Source organism: Pseudomonas sp. 21LCFQ010, assembly GCF_024129905.1.
Classification (GTDB): Bacteria; Pseudomonadota; Gammaproteobacteria; order Pseudomonadales; family Pseudomonadaceae; genus Aquipseudomonas.
In genome coordinates, this window is record NZ_JAMYDZ010000018.1 from 107,618 (window position 1) to 127,076 (window position 19,459).

General features: G+C 62.1%; 17 protein-coding genes. 9 read left to right on the top strand and 8 right to left on the bottom strand.

Annotation, left to right across the window (positions count from 1 at the left end; all coding sequences use genetic code 11):
- Nucleotides 1-22: 22 nt before the first annotated feature.
- The 5 genes from NJC38_RS19625 to NJC38_RS19645 all read left to right on the top strand — a co-directional run bounded on the left by NJC38_RS19625 (nt 23) and on the right by NJC38_RS19645 (nt 4,511).
- Nucleotides 23-724, top strand: coding sequence for an amino acid ABC transporter permease (locus NJC38_RS19625; protein WP_253116718.1), 702 nt, complete (start codon nt 23-25; stop codon nt 722-724).
- 6 nt (nt 725-730) lie between these two features.
- Entirely contained in the window at nt 731-1,489 is a 759-nt protein-coding gene (locus NJC38_RS19630) for an amino acid ABC transporter permease (protein ID WP_253116689.1), read from the top strand.
- Nucleotides 1,490-1,503: 14 nt separating this feature from the next.
- Nucleotides 1,504-2,232, top strand: a complete 729-nt coding sequence (locus NJC38_RS19635; RefSeq protein ID WP_045494904.1) for an amino acid ABC transporter ATP-binding protein — start codon at nt 1,504-1,506, stop codon at nt 2,230-2,232.
- 74 nt (nt 2,233-2,306) lie between these two features.
- The gene (locus tag NJC38_RS19640) at nt 2,307-3,140 is read left to right on the top strand and encodes a transporter substrate-binding domain-containing protein (RefSeq protein WP_045492198.1); all 834 of its coding nucleotides are present in this window, start codon (nt 2,307-2,309) and stop codon (nt 3,138-3,140) included.
- Between the two features lie 168 nt (nt 3,141-3,308).
- Nucleotides 3,309-4,511: a pyridoxal phosphate-dependent aminotransferase gene (locus NJC38_RS19645; RefSeq protein ID WP_253116691.1), complete on the top strand. Its 1,203-nt coding sequence runs from the start codon at nt 3,309-3,311 to the stop codon at nt 4,509-4,511.
- A gap of 75 nt (nt 4,512-4,586) precedes the next feature.
- On the opposite strand, the gene NJC38_RS19650 is transcribed toward NJC38_RS19645, so the two are convergent.
- The 3 genes from NJC38_RS19650 to NJC38_RS19660 are packed head-to-tail and all read right to left on the bottom strand — an operon-like array spanning nt 4,587 to nt 7,810.
- Nucleotides 4,587-5,555, bottom strand: a complete 969-nt coding sequence (locus NJC38_RS19650) for a biotin-dependent carboxyltransferase family protein (RefSeq protein WP_253116693.1) — start codon at nt 5,553-5,555, stop codon at nt 4,587-4,589.
- The gene (gene pxpB, locus NJC38_RS19655) at nt 5,552-6,253 is read right to left on the bottom strand and encodes a 5-oxoprolinase subunit PxpB (RefSeq protein ID WP_045492205.1); all 702 of its coding nucleotides are present in this window, start codon (nt 6,251-6,253) and stop codon (nt 5,552-5,554) included. The genes NJC38_RS19650 and pxpB overlap by 4 nt, the downstream gene beginning before the upstream one ends.
- Nucleotides 6,254-6,289: 36 nt before the next feature.
- A complete protein-coding gene (locus NJC38_RS19660) occupies nt 6,290-7,810 on the bottom strand; it encodes an MFS transporter (protein ID WP_253116695.1) in 1,521 nt (506 codons plus the stop codon).
- 277 nt (nt 7,811-8,087) lie between these two features.
- Here NJC38_RS19660 and nac point away from each other — a divergent pair, with 277 nt between their 5' ends.
- Complete coding sequence (gene nac / locus NJC38_RS19665; protein WP_253116697.1) at nt 8,088-9,005, top strand: nitrogen assimilation transcriptional regulator NAC; 918 nt, start codon at nt 8,088-8,090, stop codon at nt 9,003-9,005.
- A 33-nt stretch (nt 9,006-9,038) separates the two neighbouring features.
- Here the strand turns inward: nac and NJC38_RS19670 are convergent, their stop codons facing one another.
- Nucleotides 9,039-10,052, bottom strand: a complete 1,014-nt coding sequence (locus NJC38_RS19670) for a bile acid:sodium symporter family protein (RefSeq protein ID WP_253116700.1) — start codon at nt 10,050-10,052, stop codon at nt 9,039-9,041.
- A 238-nt stretch (nt 10,053-10,290) separates the two neighbouring features.
- Here NJC38_RS19670 and NJC38_RS19675 point away from each other — a divergent pair, with 238 nt between their 5' ends.
- Nucleotides 10,291-10,992, top strand: coding sequence for a DUF3053 domain-containing protein (locus NJC38_RS19675; protein WP_045492211.1), 702 nt, complete (start codon nt 10,291-10,293; stop codon nt 10,990-10,992).
- A 135-nt stretch (nt 10,993-11,127) separates the two neighbouring features.
- Nucleotides 11,128-12,207: a metal-dependent hydrolase gene (locus tag NJC38_RS19680; RefSeq protein ID WP_253116702.1), complete on the top strand. Its 1,080-nt coding sequence runs from the start codon at nt 11,128-11,130 to the stop codon at nt 12,205-12,207.
- 127 nt (nt 12,208-12,334) lie between these two features.
- Here the strand turns inward: NJC38_RS19680 and NJC38_RS19685 are convergent, their stop codons facing one another.
- The 4 genes from NJC38_RS19685 to NJC38_RS19700 all read right to left on the bottom strand — a co-directional run bounded on the left by NJC38_RS19685 (nt 12,335) and on the right by NJC38_RS19700 (nt 17,636).
- Nucleotides 12,335-13,981, bottom strand: coding sequence for a BCCT family transporter (locus tag NJC38_RS19685; protein ID WP_253116704.1), 1,647 nt, complete (start codon nt 13,979-13,981; stop codon nt 12,335-12,337).
- A gap of 175 nt (nt 13,982-14,156) precedes the next feature.
- Nucleotides 14,157-15,299 (bottom strand): hybrid-cluster NAD(P)-dependent oxidoreductase, encoded by a 1,143-nt coding sequence (locus tag NJC38_RS19690; RefSeq protein ID WP_253116706.1) that lies wholly within the window; start codon nt 15,297-15,299, stop codon nt 14,157-14,159.
- Between the two features lie 6 nt (nt 15,300-15,305).
- Nucleotides 15,306-16,562, bottom strand: a complete 1,257-nt coding sequence (locus tag NJC38_RS19695) for an SRPBCC family protein (protein WP_045492217.1) — start codon at nt 16,560-16,562, stop codon at nt 15,306-15,308.
- A gap of 117 nt (nt 16,563-16,679) precedes the next feature.
- Entirely contained in the window at nt 16,680-17,636 is a 957-nt protein-coding gene (locus NJC38_RS19700; RefSeq protein ID WP_045492219.1) for a LysR substrate-binding domain-containing protein, read from the bottom strand.
- 562 nt (nt 17,637-18,198) lie between these two features.
- On the opposite strand from NJC38_RS19700, the gene proV reads away from it, so the two are divergent.
- Nucleotides 18,199-19,359, top strand: a complete 1,161-nt coding sequence (gene proV, locus NJC38_RS19705) for a glycine betaine/L-proline ABC transporter ATP-binding protein ProV (RefSeq protein WP_253116708.1) — start codon at nt 18,199-18,201, stop codon at nt 19,357-19,359.
- The last annotated feature ends 100 nt before the right edge of the window (nt 19,360-19,459 follow it).

The following is a 19,459-nucleotide window of genomic DNA, read 5'->3' on the forward strand; positions in this document are numbered from 1 at the left end:
CGGACCCGACTGGGTGACCTTTATGATGAAAGACTTCGACCTGGGGCCAATCCTGACGGGCGAGTACGCCGAGCTGCTGCTCAAGGGCGCGGCCATGACCCTGCAGTTGATGCTGTATGCCTGGTTGCTGGCGATGTCGCTGGCGTTTGTACTGGTAGTGATCCGCCTGACCGGCAAGGCGCTGCCCGAACGCCTGGTGGCCGGCTACGTGTCGTACCACCGCAACGTGCCGACCCTGGTGCAACTGATGCTCTGGTACTTCGGCGTGCCGACCCTGCTGCCTGAATCGGCCCAACTGTGGCTGGCCAATTTCAGCACCGAGTTCATCTTTGCGGTGATTGCCCTGGGCCTGTGCCAGGCAGCGTACTTCTGTGAAGACCTGCGCGCCGGACTGCGCGCCATTCCGGACGGACAGAATGAAGCGGCTCGTGCGCTGGGCATGGGCTACCTGCGCTCGATGCGCTACGTGATTCTGCCGCAAGGGGTGCGCAACGCCCTGCCCTCGCTGATCAACCACACCGTACTGCTGTTCAAGAACACCAGCCTGGCCATGGCCATCGGCGTCGTTGAACTGACCTACGCGACCCGCGAGGTCGAGAACTACACCTTCCGCACCTTCGAATCCTTCCTGGTCGCCACCTTGGGCTACCTGGCGGTGTCGCTGTTGCTAATGGGTATCGGCGCGCTGATCGCGCGGCGTTTCGATCTGGCCAAGGCGAGGTAATCCGGCATGTTCGAGGTATTCAAAATCGTTCACGAGCACTGGGAACTGCTGCTCATCGGCCAGTACCCGCACGGCCCGATCGGCGGCCTGGTCAATACCCTGATGCTCTCGGCGCTGGCCCTGCTGCTGGCGTTTCCGCTGGGCATCGTGCTGGCCATCGCACGCATCTCGCCGTTCGCCTGGCTGCGTGCGCCGGCCACCGTGTGGGTTTACGTGCTGCGCGGCATCCCGCTGATCATGGTGATCTTCTGGACCTACTTTCTGGTGCCCTTGCTGATCGGCCACAACATCAGCGGCTTCGCCACCATGCTGTGCACCCTGGTGATCTACCAGAGCGCCTACCTGGCGGAGATCGTGCGCGCCGGGATCGAGGGCCTGCCAAAGGGCCAGTTCGAGGCTTCGCGGGCCCTGGGCATGGGCTACTTGCGCACGCTGGGCTGGGTGATCCTGCCACAGGCGCTGTACAACGCCTTGCCCAGCCTGATCAGCCAATTCGTGTCGATCATCAAGGAAACCACCCTGGGCTACATGATCAACGTGCAGGAGATGACCTTCGCCGCCAACCAGATCAACAACCAATTACTGACCAAGCCGTTCCAGGTCTACGCGATTCTGGCGGTCACCTACTACTGCCTGTGCTACAGCCTGACCCGCCTGGCCACCCATGTGGAGCGACGCATCGAACGCAAGCGCCAGGGCGACCGTGGCCAGACCCCCGGCGCCGCGCTCAGCACTGCGCTGCCTTCTTCCCCAGCTTCGAGATAACCGCCATGAAACCACTGATCATGTTTGCCAATGTCGACAAGTGGTACGGCGAGTACCGCGCGCTGACCACCATCAACGCCGAAATCCGCCAGGGTGAAGTGGTGGTGGTGTGCGGCCCGTCCGGGTCGGGCAAGTCGACGCTGATCCGCACCGTCAACCGTCTGGAAGCCATCCAGAGCGGCCAGATTCTGTTCGAAGGCCACGACATCCATGGCACCGACGCCAACCTCAACCGGCTGCGCAGCCGCATCGGTTTTGTGTTCCAGAGCTTCAACCTGTTCCCGCACCTGTCGGTGCTCGACAACATCATCCTCGCCCCGACCAAGGTCAAGGGCCTCAAGGGCGCAGCCGCCAGGCAGCGGGCCATGCAACTGCTCGACCGGGTCGGCATGGCGCACAAGGCCGGCAGTTATCCGGGCCAGTTGTCCGGCGGCCAGCAGCAACGGGTGGCGATCGCCCGGGCGCTGGCCATGGAGCCGCCGGTGATGCTGTTCGACGAGCCGACCAGCGCGCTGGACCCGGAAATGGTCGGTGAAGTGCTGCAGGTCATGCGCGGCCTGGCCAAGGACGGCATGACCATGATGTGCGTGACCCACGAGATGAACTTCGCCCGTGAGGTCGCCGACACCATCTGGTTCATGGACGCCGGCCAGATCCTGGAGCGCGCCACCCCCGAGGTGTTTTTCAGCAAACCGCAACATCCACGGGCGCAGCGCTTTATCAGCGACCTGCGCGCTCACTGAGTTCCCCGAGTCGCCACAGAGCGATCACGCCCTACCCCCACTGCCGGCCATTGTCTTATTCGAGGATCATTGCGATGCGTATCAAACAAGCCCCGTTGGCCCTGATGTTGCTCCCCCTGCTGGCCGCCACCGCCCACGCCGACCAATGGGCCGATATCCAGGCCAAACAGTCGATCAGCTGTGGCGTGTACTCCGACGTGCCGCCCTTTGCCTCGCCCAACCCGCAAAGCCGTGCACTGGAAGGCATGGATGTCGACCTGTGCACTGCGCTGGCCAAACACCTGGGCGTCAAACTGGAGCTCAAGCCGCTGTCGGGTGAAGCCCGGGTGCCTGAGGTGAAGATGGGCCGCGTGGATGTGGTGATTGCCAACCTGGCCTACACCAAGACCCGCGCCCAGCAGATCCAGTACTCCGACCCCTACTACGTGGCCAAGGAAGTGCTGGTGGTCAAGGCGCCGCTGGCTGACAAGCCGCGTTCGTACTTTGCCGGCAAGCGCATCAGCGCCACCAAGGGTTCGACCTCGGAGCAATCGATTCGCCTGGCCGACGCGGTACCGGTGACCTTCCAAGACACCGGCTCCGCCTACCTGGCGGTGCAGCAGAACAAGGTGCTGGGCGTGGTGACCAACACCATGTCGGCGAAAAAACTGGTGAGCCAGGCCAAGGCCGGCGGGGTCGACCTGGGCATCGTTGCCGAGCCGATGGCCCTGGAGCCGGTGGGCGTGGGCATGAAGCTCGAAGAGCCGGCGCTGCTGGCCAAGGTCAACGATGCGTTGTACGCCATGGACAAGGCCGGCGAGATCGACCAGATCTGGAGCAAATGGATCGGCCCGGCCACCGAGTACAACATGGTCCGTGAAGAGCGCGTGCAGAAGCTCGCCGACATGCAGTTCCAGGCCCTGGAATAACCCCGCCCAGCTCCGACACCCCGGCGCAAGGCCGGGGGTGTTTGCTGTTGGCGACCTGCACACAGCCATCCAGAAATCTTATGACCCGACAACAAAGCGCTATTGGAGCCTGCCGACAGGCCGCTCTTATGCTGTGCCTTGCCCGTTAACCCCCTCAAGAAGCCGCCCATGCCCACTTTTGCCGATCGTTTGAAAAACGTCTCTGTGTCCGCCTCTGTCGCCATGACCCAGAAAGCCCGTGAACTCACCGCCCAGGGCGTCAAGGTCATCAGCCTGTCGTCGGGCGAGCCAGACTTCCCCACCCCGCCCCACGCCATTGCGGCCGCCCATGCCGCCGCGCTGGCCGGTGACACCAAATACCCGGCCATCGAAGGGACCCCGGCGCTGAAAATGGCCATCCAGCGCAAGTTCCAGCGTGATAACCAACTGACCTATGAGCCGCACCAGATCCTCGTCGCCGGGGGCGGCAAGCAGGTGATCTTCAATGCCATGCTCGCCACCCTCAACCCCGGCGATGAAGTGGTGATCCCGACCCCGGCGTGGATCAGCTACGCCGACATCGTCAAGTTCGCCGGTGGGGTACCGGTGCCGGTGCCGTGCAGCCAGGCCAACAACTTCAAACTGCAGCCTGAAGACCTCAACGCCGCCATCACCCCACGCACCAAATGGCTGCTACTCAACTACCCAAGCAACCCCACCGGCTCCGCCTGCTCGCGCGCCGAAATGGCCGCCATCGCCGAGGTCATGCTGCACCACCCCGAGGTGTGGATCATGACCGACGACATGTACGAGCACTTGATCTACGACGGCTTCGAGTTCTGCACCATCGCCGCTGTCGAGCCGCGCCTGTATGAACGCACCCTGACCGTCAACGGCGTGTCCAAGGCCTATGCCATGACTGGCTGGCGGATGGGCTACTGTGGCGGCCCGCAAGAACTGATTCGCGCCGTAAGTAACGTCAACACGCAAAACAGCGGCGGCGTCTGCACCCTGACCCAGGCCGCTGCCACCGCGGTGCTCAACGGCCCACAGGAGCTGCTGGCCGAGCGCGCCGGGGTCTACCAGCAACGTCGCGACTACGTGCTGGGCCGCCTGGCCGACATCCAGGGCCTGAGCTGCCACAAGCCCGAAGGGGCGTTCTACCTGTTCCCCAACATCGCCGAATTTATTGGCCGCACCAGCCGCGGCGGACGCAAGATCGGCAACGACACCGACTTCTGCATGGCGCTGATGGAAGAGCACCACGTAGCAACGGTACAAGGCGCGGCCTACGGCCTGTCGCCCTTCGTGCGGCTGTCCTATGCCACCAGCCAGGCCATGCTGGAGCAAGGCTGCGACCGCATCGCCGAGTTCTGCGCCGGCCTGCGCTGATCGGCAAGCACAAAAAAACCGCCGGTATCGGCGGTTTTTTGTGCTTTCCAAACGCTGCCGACAACCGGCACGGCGTCAGAACATCGCCCGCAACCGCTGCACATCCTCCAGATAAGCCTCGATGGCCTGCTCGGCGGCAATCGCCTCTTGGGGACCTGCCTCGACAAACCGGATACGACTGCCGATGGCGGCCTGGCCGAGCCGCCACAGATCGGCGTCGATGACCCCGGCAATCTTCGGATAACCGCCGGCGGTGTTGGCGTCGCTGAGCTGGATGATCGGCTCGCCTCCCGGCGGCACCTGCACCACGCCTGGCACCAACCCGTAAGAGCGCATCTCCATGGTGGTGTGCGGCACGATCGGCTCGCCGCTCAGGCGGTAGCCGGTGCGGTTGCTCTGCGCCGAGATTTTCCAGGGCTGACGCCAGAAACGCTGCTGGTCGCGCTCGAACAACCCATATTCACCGGCGGGTATAGCGCGCAGCAACACGGTGCCATCCGGGTCGCTGGCAAAGACCTCGGCCATGGCCTGCACGGGGGGCCGCACGCCAAGCCCACCTGCCGGCAGCGGTAAGGCCGCCGTGGCGCCTGTTGCCAGCACATCACCGGCCTGCAACACGCGGCCTTCGAAGCCACCAAAGCCGCCGCGCAACGAGGTGCTGCGCGAGCCCATCAGCTCCGGCACATCAATGCCGCCGGCCACACACAGGTAGACCCGCGCGCCGCTGCGCGGGTAGCTGATACTCAGGGTCTGACCGGCCTTGACCGTTACCGCCCACCACGGCAACAGCGGTTGATCATCCAGTTGCGCCTGACCATCGGCACCGGTCAGCGCGATTGCGGTATCGGCGCCAAATCGCACTCGCAACGGGAAGGTCTGCACCTCCAGCGCCGCCAGGCCGTCGGCGTTGCCCAGCAAGCGGTTGCCGACCCGCAACGCCAGGCCGTCCATGGCGCCGCTGATCGCCACGCCAATATTGCGATACAGCGAGCGCCCGAGGTCCTGCACGGTATTTTGCGGACCGGTGGTTAGCACTTCGATCACAGTTCAATCCTCTCGGGCACGAAACGCAGGGTGTCACCCGGGGCCAGCAACGCAGGTTGCGCGGCCTGGGGGTCGAACATCGGGGTATGGGCAAAGCCGATCGAGTTCCAGCCATTGGGGCCATCCAGCACGGCAATGCCCGACTGCATACCGCCAATGGTGACCATGCCTTTGAGCATGTTCAGTGACGGGACCTTCTTGCGCGGCATGTAGATGGCCGGGTCCAGCCCACCGAGATAACCAAAGCCCGGCGCGCTGGCGACGGCAAACACGCTGTATTGGCCCTGGTGATGGCGGCGAATCACTTCGGCGTCGCTCAGCCCGCTGAAGTCACACAGCGCCGGCAGATCAATCGCGTGCTCGCCGCCGTAGACCACCGGCACCTCGATCAACCGGCCACTGCGATGCAACGGGTCGGCCTCGCGCCACAACTGCTGCAACTCGGCAAACACCGCTTGCGGCTGCAAGGGTATGGCGCTGAACACCACCAGCAGGTTGGTCATACCAGCGATGGTGGCTTGCACATCACCGCGTTGTTCCAATGACTGCGCCAGGGCCCAGATACGCCGCTGGGTTTCAAGTTCCAGCGCGCCTGGGGCCTCCAGCAGGTAGGCCCGGGCACCGATCATCGAAACACGGGCAAGCGCTTCGGGCAGATGGGCCGCAGGCGTCGATACGACCTGCGCGGTTAGGGTCATGATTCACTCCTTGGGCGAGAACGATAATGGGGTAACTCAACGCAGGGCGCGGCGCTCGCCAAGGTCAACCGCCGGCAGCCGGCTCATCACCAGCAAAGCCAGCAAGGCGCACAAGGCGCAGCCCAGCAGCCCGGTACCCAGCGCCTGAACCAGGGCCTGGCGGGCCAGTTGCAGCTCAGCCATCGGCAACTCGCCGGCCGCGCTCATCAACACCTGAGGATCGGCCAGCCGGGCCAGCGCGTGCAGATCGCCGCTGGCCTGCAGGGCGACCTGCACGTAGCGGGCGTAGAGCAGGTTGACCAACGAGGCCATCAGCGCAGTACCGAGCAGGCCGCCGACCAGGCGCAGCGACTGCTGCAGCGCCGTGGCGATGCCCAGGTATTGGCGCTCGGCGAGGGTCTGGGTGAACACCGTGAGGTTGAGAAATACAAAACCCAGGCCAAGGCCGGCCAGCAGAATCAGCCCCAGCAAGGTATTGAACCCGGCCTCTCGCCCCACTGCGGCCAGTGCGGCGCAGGCACACAACAACGCGGTAAAACCGCCCAGCGGCAGCCAGTTGGGGTTGGCCAGACGGGTCATCAGCCGGCTGTTGACGATGGCCCCCAGGGTGATGCTCAGGGCCAGCGGGGTGATCAGCAGCCCCGCCTCTGCCGGGCTGTAGCCGTAGCCGCCCTGCAGCAACAGCGGCAGGTAAAACAGCAAGGTAAACATCACCCCACCGGCCAACACCGCCAGCACAAACAACAGGCGTACGCTGCGGTCGGCAAACAACGCTCCCGGCAGCAGCGGATTGGGGCAGCGTCGCTGCTGCCAGACCAGCCCCAGCCAGGCCGCCAGGGTGATGGCTGCCAGGACCAGGCTGGTGGCCGCACTGCCATTGCTCAGGTGCTCGACGAACAGTTGCAAGCCGCCCAGGCTGAGCACCACCAACAGCGCCCCGAGCCAGTCCAGACGCACCGGCGCGCTGCGCTGTGGCCGGTACCAGGGCAGATAGCGCCAGGCAAAAAACAGCGCCAGCGCGCCCAGCGGCAGATTGAGCCAGAACACCGAGCGCCAGCCGAACTGCCCGGTCAGGTAGCCACCCAGGCCCGGGCCGATCGAGTTGATCACGCTGAACATCGTACTGAGCAGCATCTGCCAGCGCAGACGCTGTGCGGTGTCCGGGAACAGCTCGGGCACACAGGCAAACGCGGTCCCCACCAGCATGCCGCCACCGATGCCCTGCATGACTCGCCCGGCCACCAGCCACGGCATGCTCGGGGCCAGCGCACAGACCAGCGAAGCCAGGGTAAACAGGACGGTGGCCGCCAGCACGAACGGTTTGCGGCCAAAATAGTCGCCGAGGCGGCCAAACACCGGGATGGTCACGATGGACGCCAGCAAGTAGCCGGTGGCAACCCAGGCATAGAGTTCAAAGCCCTGCAGCTGGGCGACGATACTCGGCAGGGCATTGCCAATCACGGTCTGATCCAGTGCCGAGAGCATCAGCACCAGCGACACCCCCAGCATGGCGAGCAGGGCTTGGCGAAAAGTCAGGGCAGCAGGTTCGGCGATCATCGAGTACTCGGGCCAGCGGCAAAAAAACGGTCACCTGGCCACGTTACGGCCCCCGGAGCCGGAGGCAAAAGAGGAGTTCGCTCTGTACGGATAAGCCAGCCTTATGACCGCCCGCAGCCGCCTTTCAGGCGGCAAGCGTTGTGCACGCTGACGGGCACGCCCCGCGCTGGCGCCCGACAATGGCGCACCGGGTGCCATAGGCAGCGCTTATGACCGCCTCAGGGGCTGGCCCGCTGCTTGCTACGCGTACCGGACCGTATACGCGAGTACTGCTGACATGAACCTGCGCCGCCTCAAATATTTCGTGAAGATCGTCGACATCGGCAGCATGACCCAGGCCGCCGACATTCTGCACATCGCCCAGCCGGCCCTGAGCCAGCAACTGGTGACGCTGGAGGCCGAGATGCAGCAGCAATTGCTGATTCGCACCAAGCGCGGCGTGACGCCCACCGAAGCCGGCAAGGTGCTCTACGCCCATGCTCAGTTGATTCTGCGTCAGTGCGACCAGGCCATGAGCGATGTCACCTCCAGCAGCCGTGCCCTGTGCGGCAACGTCTCGGTCGGGCTGGCGCCTGGCACCGCGGCCTCAAGCCTGTCAGTACCGCTGATGCGCCGGGTACGCGAACTGCATCCGGGCATCACCCTGTACCTGAACGAAAACTTCGGCACCACCCTCAGCGAACTGATCATGAACGGTCGCATGGACATGGCCGTGCTGTACGGCGGCCGCGAGATTCATGGCTTGTCATTCGCCCCGCTGCTGCGCGAGCAGTTGTACCTGGTCAGCGGTGAGGCGCGCTTTGCCGACCTGCCGCAGATTCCACTGGCAGCGGTGGCCGGGCTGGACCTGCTGCTGCCACGCCCCTACAACGTGATGCGCCGCCTGGTCGACGAGGCGTTCAGCCAGGCCGGGCTGAGTGCCACGGTGATCGCTGAAGTGGAGTCGGCCACCACCTTGGCCAGCGCAGTGGGCGAATGCTTTGCCTCGACCATCCTGCCGGAGTCTGCGGCACGCGCGCTCAGTGAGCATCAGGACGTTCATCTTTGCCGCATCGTCGACCCCGGCATCGAAGCACCGCTGACCCTGTGCCTGTCAGGCCATCTGCCGCTGTCGGTGCCGGCCCAGGCCGTCAAGGGTATCCTGCTGGAATTGATCGCACAGATGCGCGGCACCCTGAGCAGCGCCCGGGACTGAGCGCTGCGCAGGGCGTGGAGGTCAAGCGTGAGGTCAGCCCTTGACCGCGCTTGCGGGCACCTTGTCAGCCACTACCAGCGGCGCTTCAGGCCGACGTGCGTAGCGCTGCGCCAGCCAGGCGCAGACCATCAACTGGATCTGGTGGAACAGCATCACCGGCAGAATCAGCAAGCCGATCGTGCTACCGGCAAACAGTACCTGGGCCATGGGTACGCCGGTGGCCAGGCTCTTTTTCGAGCCGCAGAACAAAATGGTGATACGGTCTTCAACACTGAAGCCCAGCAATTTGCCCAGCAGCGCAGTGATGCCCAGGGCGATAGCGAGCAGTACGCAGCACCCCAGCACCACCCAGAGCAGCATCACAGGCGGCACCTGTTGCCACAAACCACCAATCACGGCAGCACTGAATGCCGAGTAGACCACCAGCAGGATCGAGCTCTGGTCGACGTACTTGAGCCAGTTCTTGTTGCGCCCTACCCAGTTGCCGATCCAGCGCCGGGCGATCTGACCGGCAATGAACGGCACCAGCAGTTGCAGGCTGATCTTGCGGATCGCTTCCAGGGTCGAGCCACTGTCACCGTGCACGTTCATCAGCAAGGCCACCAGCAACGGCGTGAGGAAGATACCGATCAGGCTGGAGGCTGCCGCACTGCAAATGGCCGCCGGGATATTGCCCCGTGCCAGGGACGTAAAGGCAATCGCCGACTGCACGGTAGCCGGCAGCGCACAGAGGTACAGAAAGCCCAAGTACAGCTCAGTACCCACCAGCGGTTGCAACACCGGCTTCATTGCCAGCCCGAGCAGCGGGAACAGGACGAAGGTGCAGCAGAACACCAGCAAATGCAGGCGCCAGTGGCCGGCACCGGCCAGAATGGCTTCGCGTGACAGCTTGGCGCCGTGCAGGAAGAACAACAGGGCGATGGCGATGTTGGTGATCCAGTCGAACGCCACGGCAACCTGGCCACTGGCCGGCAGGAAGGTGGCGGCGACGACCACCGCAAGCAACGTGAGCGTGAAGTTGTCCGGCAAGAAACGCGAACGGGCCATGGGTAAAGGTCCTTATGAGCAAAATAGCCTGCACACCTTAACGCTGATTGGATGTTCCGGCTAACGCGACAATGGCATCAAATGTCGATTAACGGACAATCTGCGCAGTTTGATGGCCTTATGGAACCTAACAACGGCACCTGCGTCCTATGCCCGGCAACCGGCAAGCACCCGGTTGACCCTGCGCAGGCACACCGTTGCCGCGCCTGTGCCACATCCCACTGGAGTCATCATCGACATGAACGTCTCGTTCCGCCCGCACTGGCTGCTCGCCCTCGCCCTGCCCCTGGCCCTGATCGCCTGCGGCAATGACGAACCCAAGCAGCGCGCAGCTTTTACCGAGTTCCTGCAAACCCGCATCGTCGACAAACCCGGTGTCCGGGTGCCCAAGCTGACCGCCGAAGAGTCCAAGTCGTTTGGCGACTACACCCGCCATTACGCAGTGATCAGCGATTTCAACGGTGACATGGACACGGCAGCCAAACCGCTCAGCGGCCTGTTGCAAAAAGGTGCAGTGCGTTCGCTCAACGATGTGATCGACCGCCGCGAAGACATCAAGACCGCGCAGGCCGGTCTCAACGACATGGGCGTGCAGCTCAAGGAGCACAAGGCCAAGGCCGACAGCGCCCACGCCCAGCTCAAGCAGCCAGACGATTTGAAGGTGGTGTATGACAAGGCCTATGCAAAGACCGTGAGCGTGCCGGCCGATACCTTTCTGGAGGTTCTGCCGCAGATCAATGGCACCCTGGACAGCAGCCTGAAAGTTGCTGACTACGTGACCGCGCACAAAGAGCAGATCGATATCAAAGGCCCGGTGGTCACTGTCAAGGATCCGAACGTACAGGCAGAGTTGAATACCCTGCTGCAGGAACTCAACAGCCAGGCGCAAGCCGTGCAGAAGGCCCAGCAGAAGTTGCAGGGTGTGATGCTCGGGCGTTGATTCTCGCGCAGCGGCGCTGCGCTGCTGCGCCGTCCTGGCACAGTAGCGCAGTCATAGGCTGTAACGTTCCAGCAATTGCGGTAACGAATCTGCCGTGGGTAGATTTCCGTGAACCTCTATTCAGGAAGCCAACCATTGGACTCTCTCACCCAGGCTGTGCTCGGTGCCGCCATTCAAGGTACGGTCTTGGGCCGCGTACAGGGCAGGCGTTCGTTGCTGTATGGCGCAGCATTAGGCACGCTCCCCGACCTGGATGTGCTGATCAGGTACGCTGACCCCGTGTCGCAGATGACCTTCCATCGCGGCTTCTCGCACTCTGTCTTTGTCCTTACAGCGCTTGCCCTGCTGCTGGCCTGGGGGGTTCATTGGCTAGCCAGGCGGCGCTGGCCGGATAAGGGCTATACCTATACCAGACTGTTCGTGGCCTTCTGGCTGGTACTGCTGACCCATCCGCTGCTCGACTCATTCACGGTCTTTGGAACCCAACTGTTCTGGCCGTTGCAGTGGGTGCCAGAAAGCTGGTCAGCGGTTTTCATCATTGATCCTGTCTACACCGTGCCACTGCTGGCGGCTGTTAGCTACGCGCTGGTCAAAGGTCTTGCCGGACGTGCGACCTATGTCATGGGAACGGCGCTATTGCTGAGCACGGCTTACCTTGGCTTGTGCCTGGCGGGCCGGGTGGTCATCGAGCAGCGGTTTGCCTCGGTGCTGAGCCAGCAAGGTGTCATCGTAGCTGACGTGCGCGCGGTCCCGATGGCGTTCAACAGCCTGGTATGGCGGGTAATGGCCAAGGCGCCGAATGGGGAGTACTACGAGGGTGTGAGCAGCATCTTTGACCGGGCGCCCCCGGAAATGCAGCGCCATCGTTTCAACCTTGAACTGGCCAAGCCGCTGACCGACGTGCCATTGCATGATCGGCTGCGCTGGTTCACCGATAACTGGCTGCGGTACGACATCGTTGCCGGGGGCTTGATCGTCACCGACCTGCGCATGGGTACGCCTGGCAACTACACCTTTCGCTTCAGAATGGCCCAGCGCAATGCCGCTGGCAGCTGGGAAGCAATCACCCCTCAGAGGCATCGCAGTGCGGGCCCTGATGCTCTGTTCAATCGCCAGGACCTCAGCCTGATCTGGCAACGCATCCTCGATCAACAGCCACCGCTGCCTCTGGCAGCATGGACCAGCAGATATCTGGCTGAGACCGAGGGGCAGTGAACACAAGCACTGCATGCCTTTGTGGGAACGAGCTTGCTCGTGAAGGGGCCGGTAAAGTCACAGCATATGTAGTGTTTTCACTGGCCTCTTCGCGAGCAGGCTCGCTCCCTCAGGGTAGGTTGAAGAGTCAGGCGGTCGTCTTGCGCACCGCCGGTTGCTCGAACCGGACGGCTTCAGCAGCCATCAGCGACGCTGAACGGGCCTCAAGCAGCGGCGCATTGGCAAACAGGCTGCGGGTCAGGCTGTAGCCGGTCAGCAGCATGTAGAACGCGATCGGCAGGCCCACCACGATACTTGCCATCTGGATCGCCACCAGCCCGCCAGCAATGATCAGGCTGGCGGCAATCGCCCCTTCCAGTACACACCACAGTACCCGTATCCAGTTCGGCGGGTTGATGCTGCCCAGTGAGTTGAGCATGCACAGCACCTGGGTGCCGGCATCGGCCGCGGTGACGAAGTGCACGGCCAGCAGCAGGCAGACAATCACACTGAGAATACCGCCCACGGTCGGCCCGTCCAGACGCTCAAGCAGGGTGAACATCGCCAGGGTGGTTTCCTTGCGGGTCGCCTCCAGCACCGGGCCACCCTTGAACTCGCCAGCGGCCTGTTGTTCGGCCACCGGCAACTGCGCATAAGCGTGGCGGGCCTGCTGTTCGTCCTTGAGCGACGCGCCGCCGAACACCGCCATCCACAAAATTGTCACCATGGTCGGTACCAGCAGCGCCCCGAACACCAGTTCACGGATGGTCCGGCCCCGGGAAATACGCGCGATGAACAGGCCCACGAACGGCCCCCAGGTCATCCACCACGGCCAGTAGAACGCAGTCCAGCTTTTCTGCCAGTCTGTATTGGCCTGGGTGTCGGTCCAGAAGCTCATGGCGACGATGTTCTGCAGGTAGTCGCCGGTCGATTCGAATGCCAGGTTCATGATGTAGTTGGTCGGCCCCAGGGTCAGCACCACCAGCATCAGGCCGAAGGAGATCCACATGTTCAGGGTCGAGAGGCGCTTCATGCCCTTCGACACCCCGGCCACCAGCGAGATTGAGGCAATGATCGTCACCACGGCGATGATCGACAGCTTGAAACCCATGCTCACTGGCACGCCGAACACCTGATGCAGGCCCATGTTGATCTGCTCGACCCCCAGCCCCAGCGACTGGGAAACGCCGAAAGCCGTCACCGCACCGCCGACAATGTCCACGGTATGACCAATCGGCCCATAGATGCGCTGACCAATCAGCGGATAAAGGATCGAGCGCAGCGCCAGCGGCAGCCCTTCGCGGTAGGCGTAATAGGCCAGGCCCAGGCCGATGATGGTAAAGATTGCCCAAGGGTGCAGCCCCCAGTGCAGCAGGGTAATGCGCATGGCCATCGACGCGGCCTGATCGGTCATCCCCGCAGTGAACGGGTTGCTGGCGTAATGCAGCACAGGTTCTGCGACCGACCAGAAGATCAGCCCAACGCCCATCCCGGCGCTGAACAGCATGGCAATCCAGGCGGCAAAGCTGAACTCTGGCGCTTCATCGGGGCGGCCCAGTTTCAGACTCCCGTGGCGGCTGAAGGCGATCACGATCAACAGCGCCAGGACGCCGCTGACCAAGGCCAGGTAGAACCACTTGAGATTATCCAGAATGGCGTCGGAAGCGCCTTTGAACACCCCCGCTGCCTGGTCACCATAAGAAGCGCAGAGGATCACGAACGCGACGACGATGGAGATCGACCCCACCGTCACAATAGGGTTGAGGCCTTTGAACAGGCCTTGTTTTGCACGCATCAACGATGTCCTTCTTATTCTTGGAAAATGGGTGAAGCGTCCCCCTGCGGGAGCGGGCTTGCCGGAGTGCCGGACCACAGCGAAAAGGCCGGAAAATTCACGGCATCTGCTGCGAGTGTGCCGCCGTCTTCGCCAGCAAGCTGACTCCCACCGAGCTGCCAGAACAGCAGTGGGCTTACAGATCGACCACCAGGTCCGAGGTCGGGCGGCTGCAGCACAACAGGCGCAGGCCCTTGTCAATCTCACGCTGGCGGATGCCACCGTTGTGGTTCATTTCCACGCTGCCTTCCAGCACAGCGGTCTTGCAGGTGCCGCACACGCCCTGGCTACACGACGACGGCACCACTGCGCCAGCGGCTTTCGCCGCCGCCAGCACAGTCTGGCTGGCGGTCATGGTGAATTGCTTGCCGGAACGGGCCAGGCGCACGGTAAAGGTGCCCTGCTCCTGGCCTGGAGTGGCGGCTGGCGCAGGCGCTTCGACCACCACTTCGGCAGTGATATCGAAGCTCTCCTGGTGGTAGCGCTGCATGTCGAAGCCGGCACTGCCGAGCAGCGACTTGACCGCGTCCATATAGCCCTTGGGTCCACAGGTAAAGACTTCACGCTCCTGGTAGTCAGGGATCTGCTGTTGCAGTTGCTCGACCGACAGGCGCCCTACCGGCCCGCTCCAGTCAGGCTCGTCGCCCAGCCCCTCGCAGAAAAACAGGGTGCGCAAGCGTGGCATCGAGCGCTCCAGACGCGCCAGCTCATCACGAAAAATGATGTCCTTGGGGGTGCGCGCGCTGTGCACGAAGACAATGTCCAGATCCGCGTGCAGGTCAGCAGCGGCGCGGGTCATGGCCATTACCGGGGTGACCCCGGAACCGGCCGACAGGTACAGCAGTTTGCGCGCCGGTGCCGCCACCGGGGTGAAGATCCCGGCAGGTCCCGAGGCTGCCAGTGCATGACCGGCGCGCAGGTTATCGTGCAACCAGTTGGACACCGCGCCGCCCGGCACCCGCTTGACGGTAATCGAGAAGGTGAACGGCCGGGTCGGCGTCGAGGACAGCGTGTAGCAGCGTGAGACGCTCTGCCCATCGATGACCGGCGATACGGTGAGGAACTGCCCCGGCTCATAAGCCAGTGCAGAATAATCCGGGCAATGGAAAGTAAAGGTCTTCACGTCGTGGGTTTCATCCACGACGCTCAGGCATTCGATGCGCCTGGTATCGCCGCTGCCCCACTGGGCGCCATAGGCGCTCCAGTGGTCGGTGTCGGCAAAGCGCTGGTCAGCACGCAGGCTGGCCACGTTCTGCTGCAGCTTCTCGAGCATATTCATCGGCGGTCAGACTCCGTGGGCGGCGAGGCGCGCGCGATACCAGCGAGCAAACTGGTCGACATACGGCTCGGTGAATTCGGAATACGGGCCAGGCGCGAACGCCGGGTCCTGAGTGCCGCTCTGGGTGATCGCCACCAGTGCCGCGTCTTGCTGGGTGGTCGCCACCCAGACTTCGGTGAGCCGCTTGAGGTCATAATCGACGCCTTCTACGGCGTCCTGATGCACCAGCCATTTGGTGCGCACCAGAGTGCGGTCCGGCGACAGCGGGAAAATCCAGCTGATCATCGCGTGGTCGCTCATCACGTGCGCCCAGGCGTTGTTGCCCCACATGTGCGTATCGCCCAGATCGCGCCGGGTCAGGTTGCCCAGCAGCTTGGTGCAGGCCACTTTGGTGTCGAGTGTCTGCGACTCGCCGGCGCCTGCGATGATCATCCGCTGGGTGCGAAATTGAGTCGGCGCGTTGTCGTCCAGGTGCTCGACAGTCTCATACAACAGGCCGTCGCTGGCCCAGCTGGCTTCGATACCGGCCTTGCGAATCTGATAGGCGTCATAGGAGGCCCGATCGGCTTCGCTCATTTCTTCCAGGCTTACCCCCAGGTCTTCAGACTGATAGGAGACGATCAGTTCCGGGTGGGTGCCTTCGCAGTGGTAGCACTCGCGGTTGTTCTCCATCACCAGTTTCCAGTTGCCGTTCTCGACATAGTCCAGCTCGTAGGCAATCCGGGTTTTGCTCAGGTCAAACGGCTCGAAACGCGGTGCCATCGCCGCCTGTAAATTGGCGATGTCCTCAGGCGGGTTGTCGGCCAGACACACCAGTACATGGGCGCCGACCACCACGCAATTGACCGGGATCAGACTGCGGCACTTGGGATCAAAGCCTTTGCCCATATTCTTGGCATGCTTGAGGCTGCCGTCCAGGTCGTAAGTCCATTGGTGATAAGGACACACCAGCATGCCCACAGTGGACTTGCCGGCCGGTTTGAGGCGTGCGCCACGATGACGGCAGACATTGCGGTAGGCGCGAACCTGCTCATCGTCGTCACGTAACACCAGAATCGAAGTCTTGCCGATATCCACCGCATACACATCACCCGGCTCCGGCACGTCGGCGGTGACCGCAACGGTGATCCAGTGTTTGTGAAAGAACACATCGACATCGGTCTCGAAAACATCCTGGCGACTGTAAAGTTCGCCATCCATGCCAAAACCGGGGCGGCGTGCATCGAGCAATTCGCTATGCGATTTGTTGGGTGAAGTACTCATGTTGACCCTCAGGCACTTATTTTTTTGTTTGTTAACCCAGCACAGGTTTGAGTGAATTATCAAAGTGCCCCGAAAGTGCGTCAATGCGCTTAATTTTACTTCTCCCATCACTTCAGGTTATTCAGCAATTTCCTGCACCTGAACCGCTTGGGTTTTTACTTGCAGCCATTGCGCAATCGCCAATACATCCGGATTAACACAATGACCATGTGGCACCACCAGGTAATAAGCATCTTTGGGGCGCACGACAAACGGCTCCAGCCGGACCAACGTGCCGGCGTCAATAAAGTGCTCCACCATGCGCCCCCAGCCTAACGCCACACCATAACCGTTCAACGCGGCCTGCACCGCGTCGGTATATAAACTGCAACGCAAGTTGTACTTCAGCCCGGCCAGGTTCACCCCTTCATCCTTGAACCAGCTTTGCCAGGTCACCCAGCCTTCGGAGGTGGCGTCAGCATCCAGCAAACCGGCACCGGCCAGTTCATCGAGGCTCAGCGGTATGGGATTGCGCGCCAGCCAGGCCGGCGAGCACACCGGGAAGACCTCTTCTTCGAATAGCAACAGCGCGTGGCCGTCGTCCCACTCGCCGTTGCCAAAGCGCACATCCAGATCAAAATCCGGGGTACGCAGGTTGCCGGTGAACATCTGGGTGGCAAGGCGCAGACGGATATGCGGCAAGGTCTCGCTGAGGCTGGCCAGCCGCGGCATGATCCGGCAATGCGAGAACGTGGCGGTCGAGCCCAGCACCAGTTCGCGCTTGTCACTGCCCTGGGTGATCTGGTCAAACCCACTGGCAATTTTTTGCAGCGACTCGGAGATGATGGCAAATAACGTCTCGCCGCCTTCGGTCAGGTAGATGCTGCGGTGCAGGCGCTGAAACAGCTGCACGCCGATATTCTCTTCCAGCACCTTGATCTGTTTGCTGACCGCCGCCTGGGTGACGCCCAGCTCCTTGGCGGCCAGGGTAAAGCTATTCAGCCGTGCGACTGATTCGAACTGTAACAGGGCAGTCATCGACGGGATGATGCGCCGGTAACCCTTCTGGGTACTGCCAGCTTGCTGGGTTTTCATTATTGTTCCGCAATCAGGTTTTAACGAATCAGGTTTTAACGAATCAGGTTTTAACGAACAGCTAGCAATAAACAGGCCGACAACGCATGGAGCCTATCGCTCGGGTCGCCATCGTCCGGTCATCGCGCTCAGGCCGCGGCCAATATAGATATCCGCACACCGCCCTACAATAGCGAAGCCAGGCAGCAGCACCCTGCATAACCTGAACTCATGCAAGAGACACTTTAAGTTATCCAGCCATTGACCACCCCGACACCCGCCAACCCGACCTGCCGCCCGATCATACAATTTGACCCATCCATACAATCAAGCCCTTGCCACCGGGATTAAAGTGAATCAAGTTCTGCAAACACAAGCCCCCCTTAGTGCGCAATGAACGATAATTAATAAAAACAACGCCTTGTTAGCAGGCCATCTTTCAACCCACGCCTGCAACAAATAAATCGCCCTACCTTTTTACTCGCTCACTGTGCTGAGCGGCCTGCCAATCACCAGCCGGCATCCAGAACGTTTAGTTGGGTCTCAGGCATTAATTGGTCACAACTATAATAAAGAGGGTCGTATGAGTGATACCGATGAAATCCTTGCGGTAAAGAACATCTTCAAGGTCTTTGGTCCGAATCCGGACATGGCCATGCAGATGTTGCGCAACGGAGCCGATAAAAACGAAATATTCAGCAAAACCGGCCATGTGGTCGGTGTCTTCGACGCCAGCTTTTCGGTCAAACGCGGCGAAATCTTCGTCATCATGGGCCTGTCCGGTTCGGGCAAGTCGACCATGGTGCGGCTGTTCAACCGGCTGATCGAACCCACCTCCGGCAGCATTCATCTCAACGGCAAGGAAATCACCGGGCTGTCTGATAAAGACCTGCTGGATGTACGTCGGCGGGAAATGGCCATGGTGTTCCAGTCGTTCGCCTTGATGCCGCACATGAGCGTGCTGGAGAACACCGCTTTCGGTCTGGAAATTTCCGGCGTGGCCGAAAAAGAGCGTCACGCCCGTGCCAGTGAAGCGCTGCGCCAGGTCGGCCTGGGCGCCCATGAGCACAGCTACCCGCACCAATTGTCCGGTGGCATGCAACAACGGGTCGGCCTGGCCCGCGCGCTGGCCAACGACCCGACCATCCTGTTGATGGACGAAGCGTTCTCGGCGCTCGACCCGTTGATTCGTCACGAGATGCAGGGTGAACTGATCCGCCTGCAGGCCGAGCAGCAACGCACCATCATTTTCATCTCTCATGACATCGAAGAAGCCATCCGGATCGGCCACCGCATCGCGATCATGGAAGGCGGTCGGGTGGTGCAGATCGGCACTCCGCAGGAGCTGATCAACCAGCCGGCCAATGACTACGTACGCACCTTCTTCAAGGGCTTCGACAGCTCGCGGGTGCTCAAGGCCGGTGATGTGGCGCGCCTGGACCCTGGCATCGTGTGCAAACTCAATGGCAAGGCGCCACAGTTCAAAACCGGCAACGATTACGGCTATCTGATCGACGAGCATGGCCACTTGTTGGGCGTGGTCGACACCGATGCGAGCGGTGTTCCGGCGCCAGAACGCTATCGCCTGCATGAACAGCAGCCGGTGTACACCGACACCCCGCTGCACGAAGTGCTCGGCATCGTCGCCCGCCTGCCCTACCCGGTTCCGGTACTGGACCGTGGCGGTGCGTTCAAGGGCACGATTTCCAAGACCCTGTTGCTCCAGACCCTGAGCCGCGACTAAGCGCCCACGCCAAAAAGAGGTAGCCCCCATGTCCGAATTCAGCCTTCTCGATCCATTCCAGTCGATGACCATTCCCTTGGGTGACTGGGTAGAAGCCGCC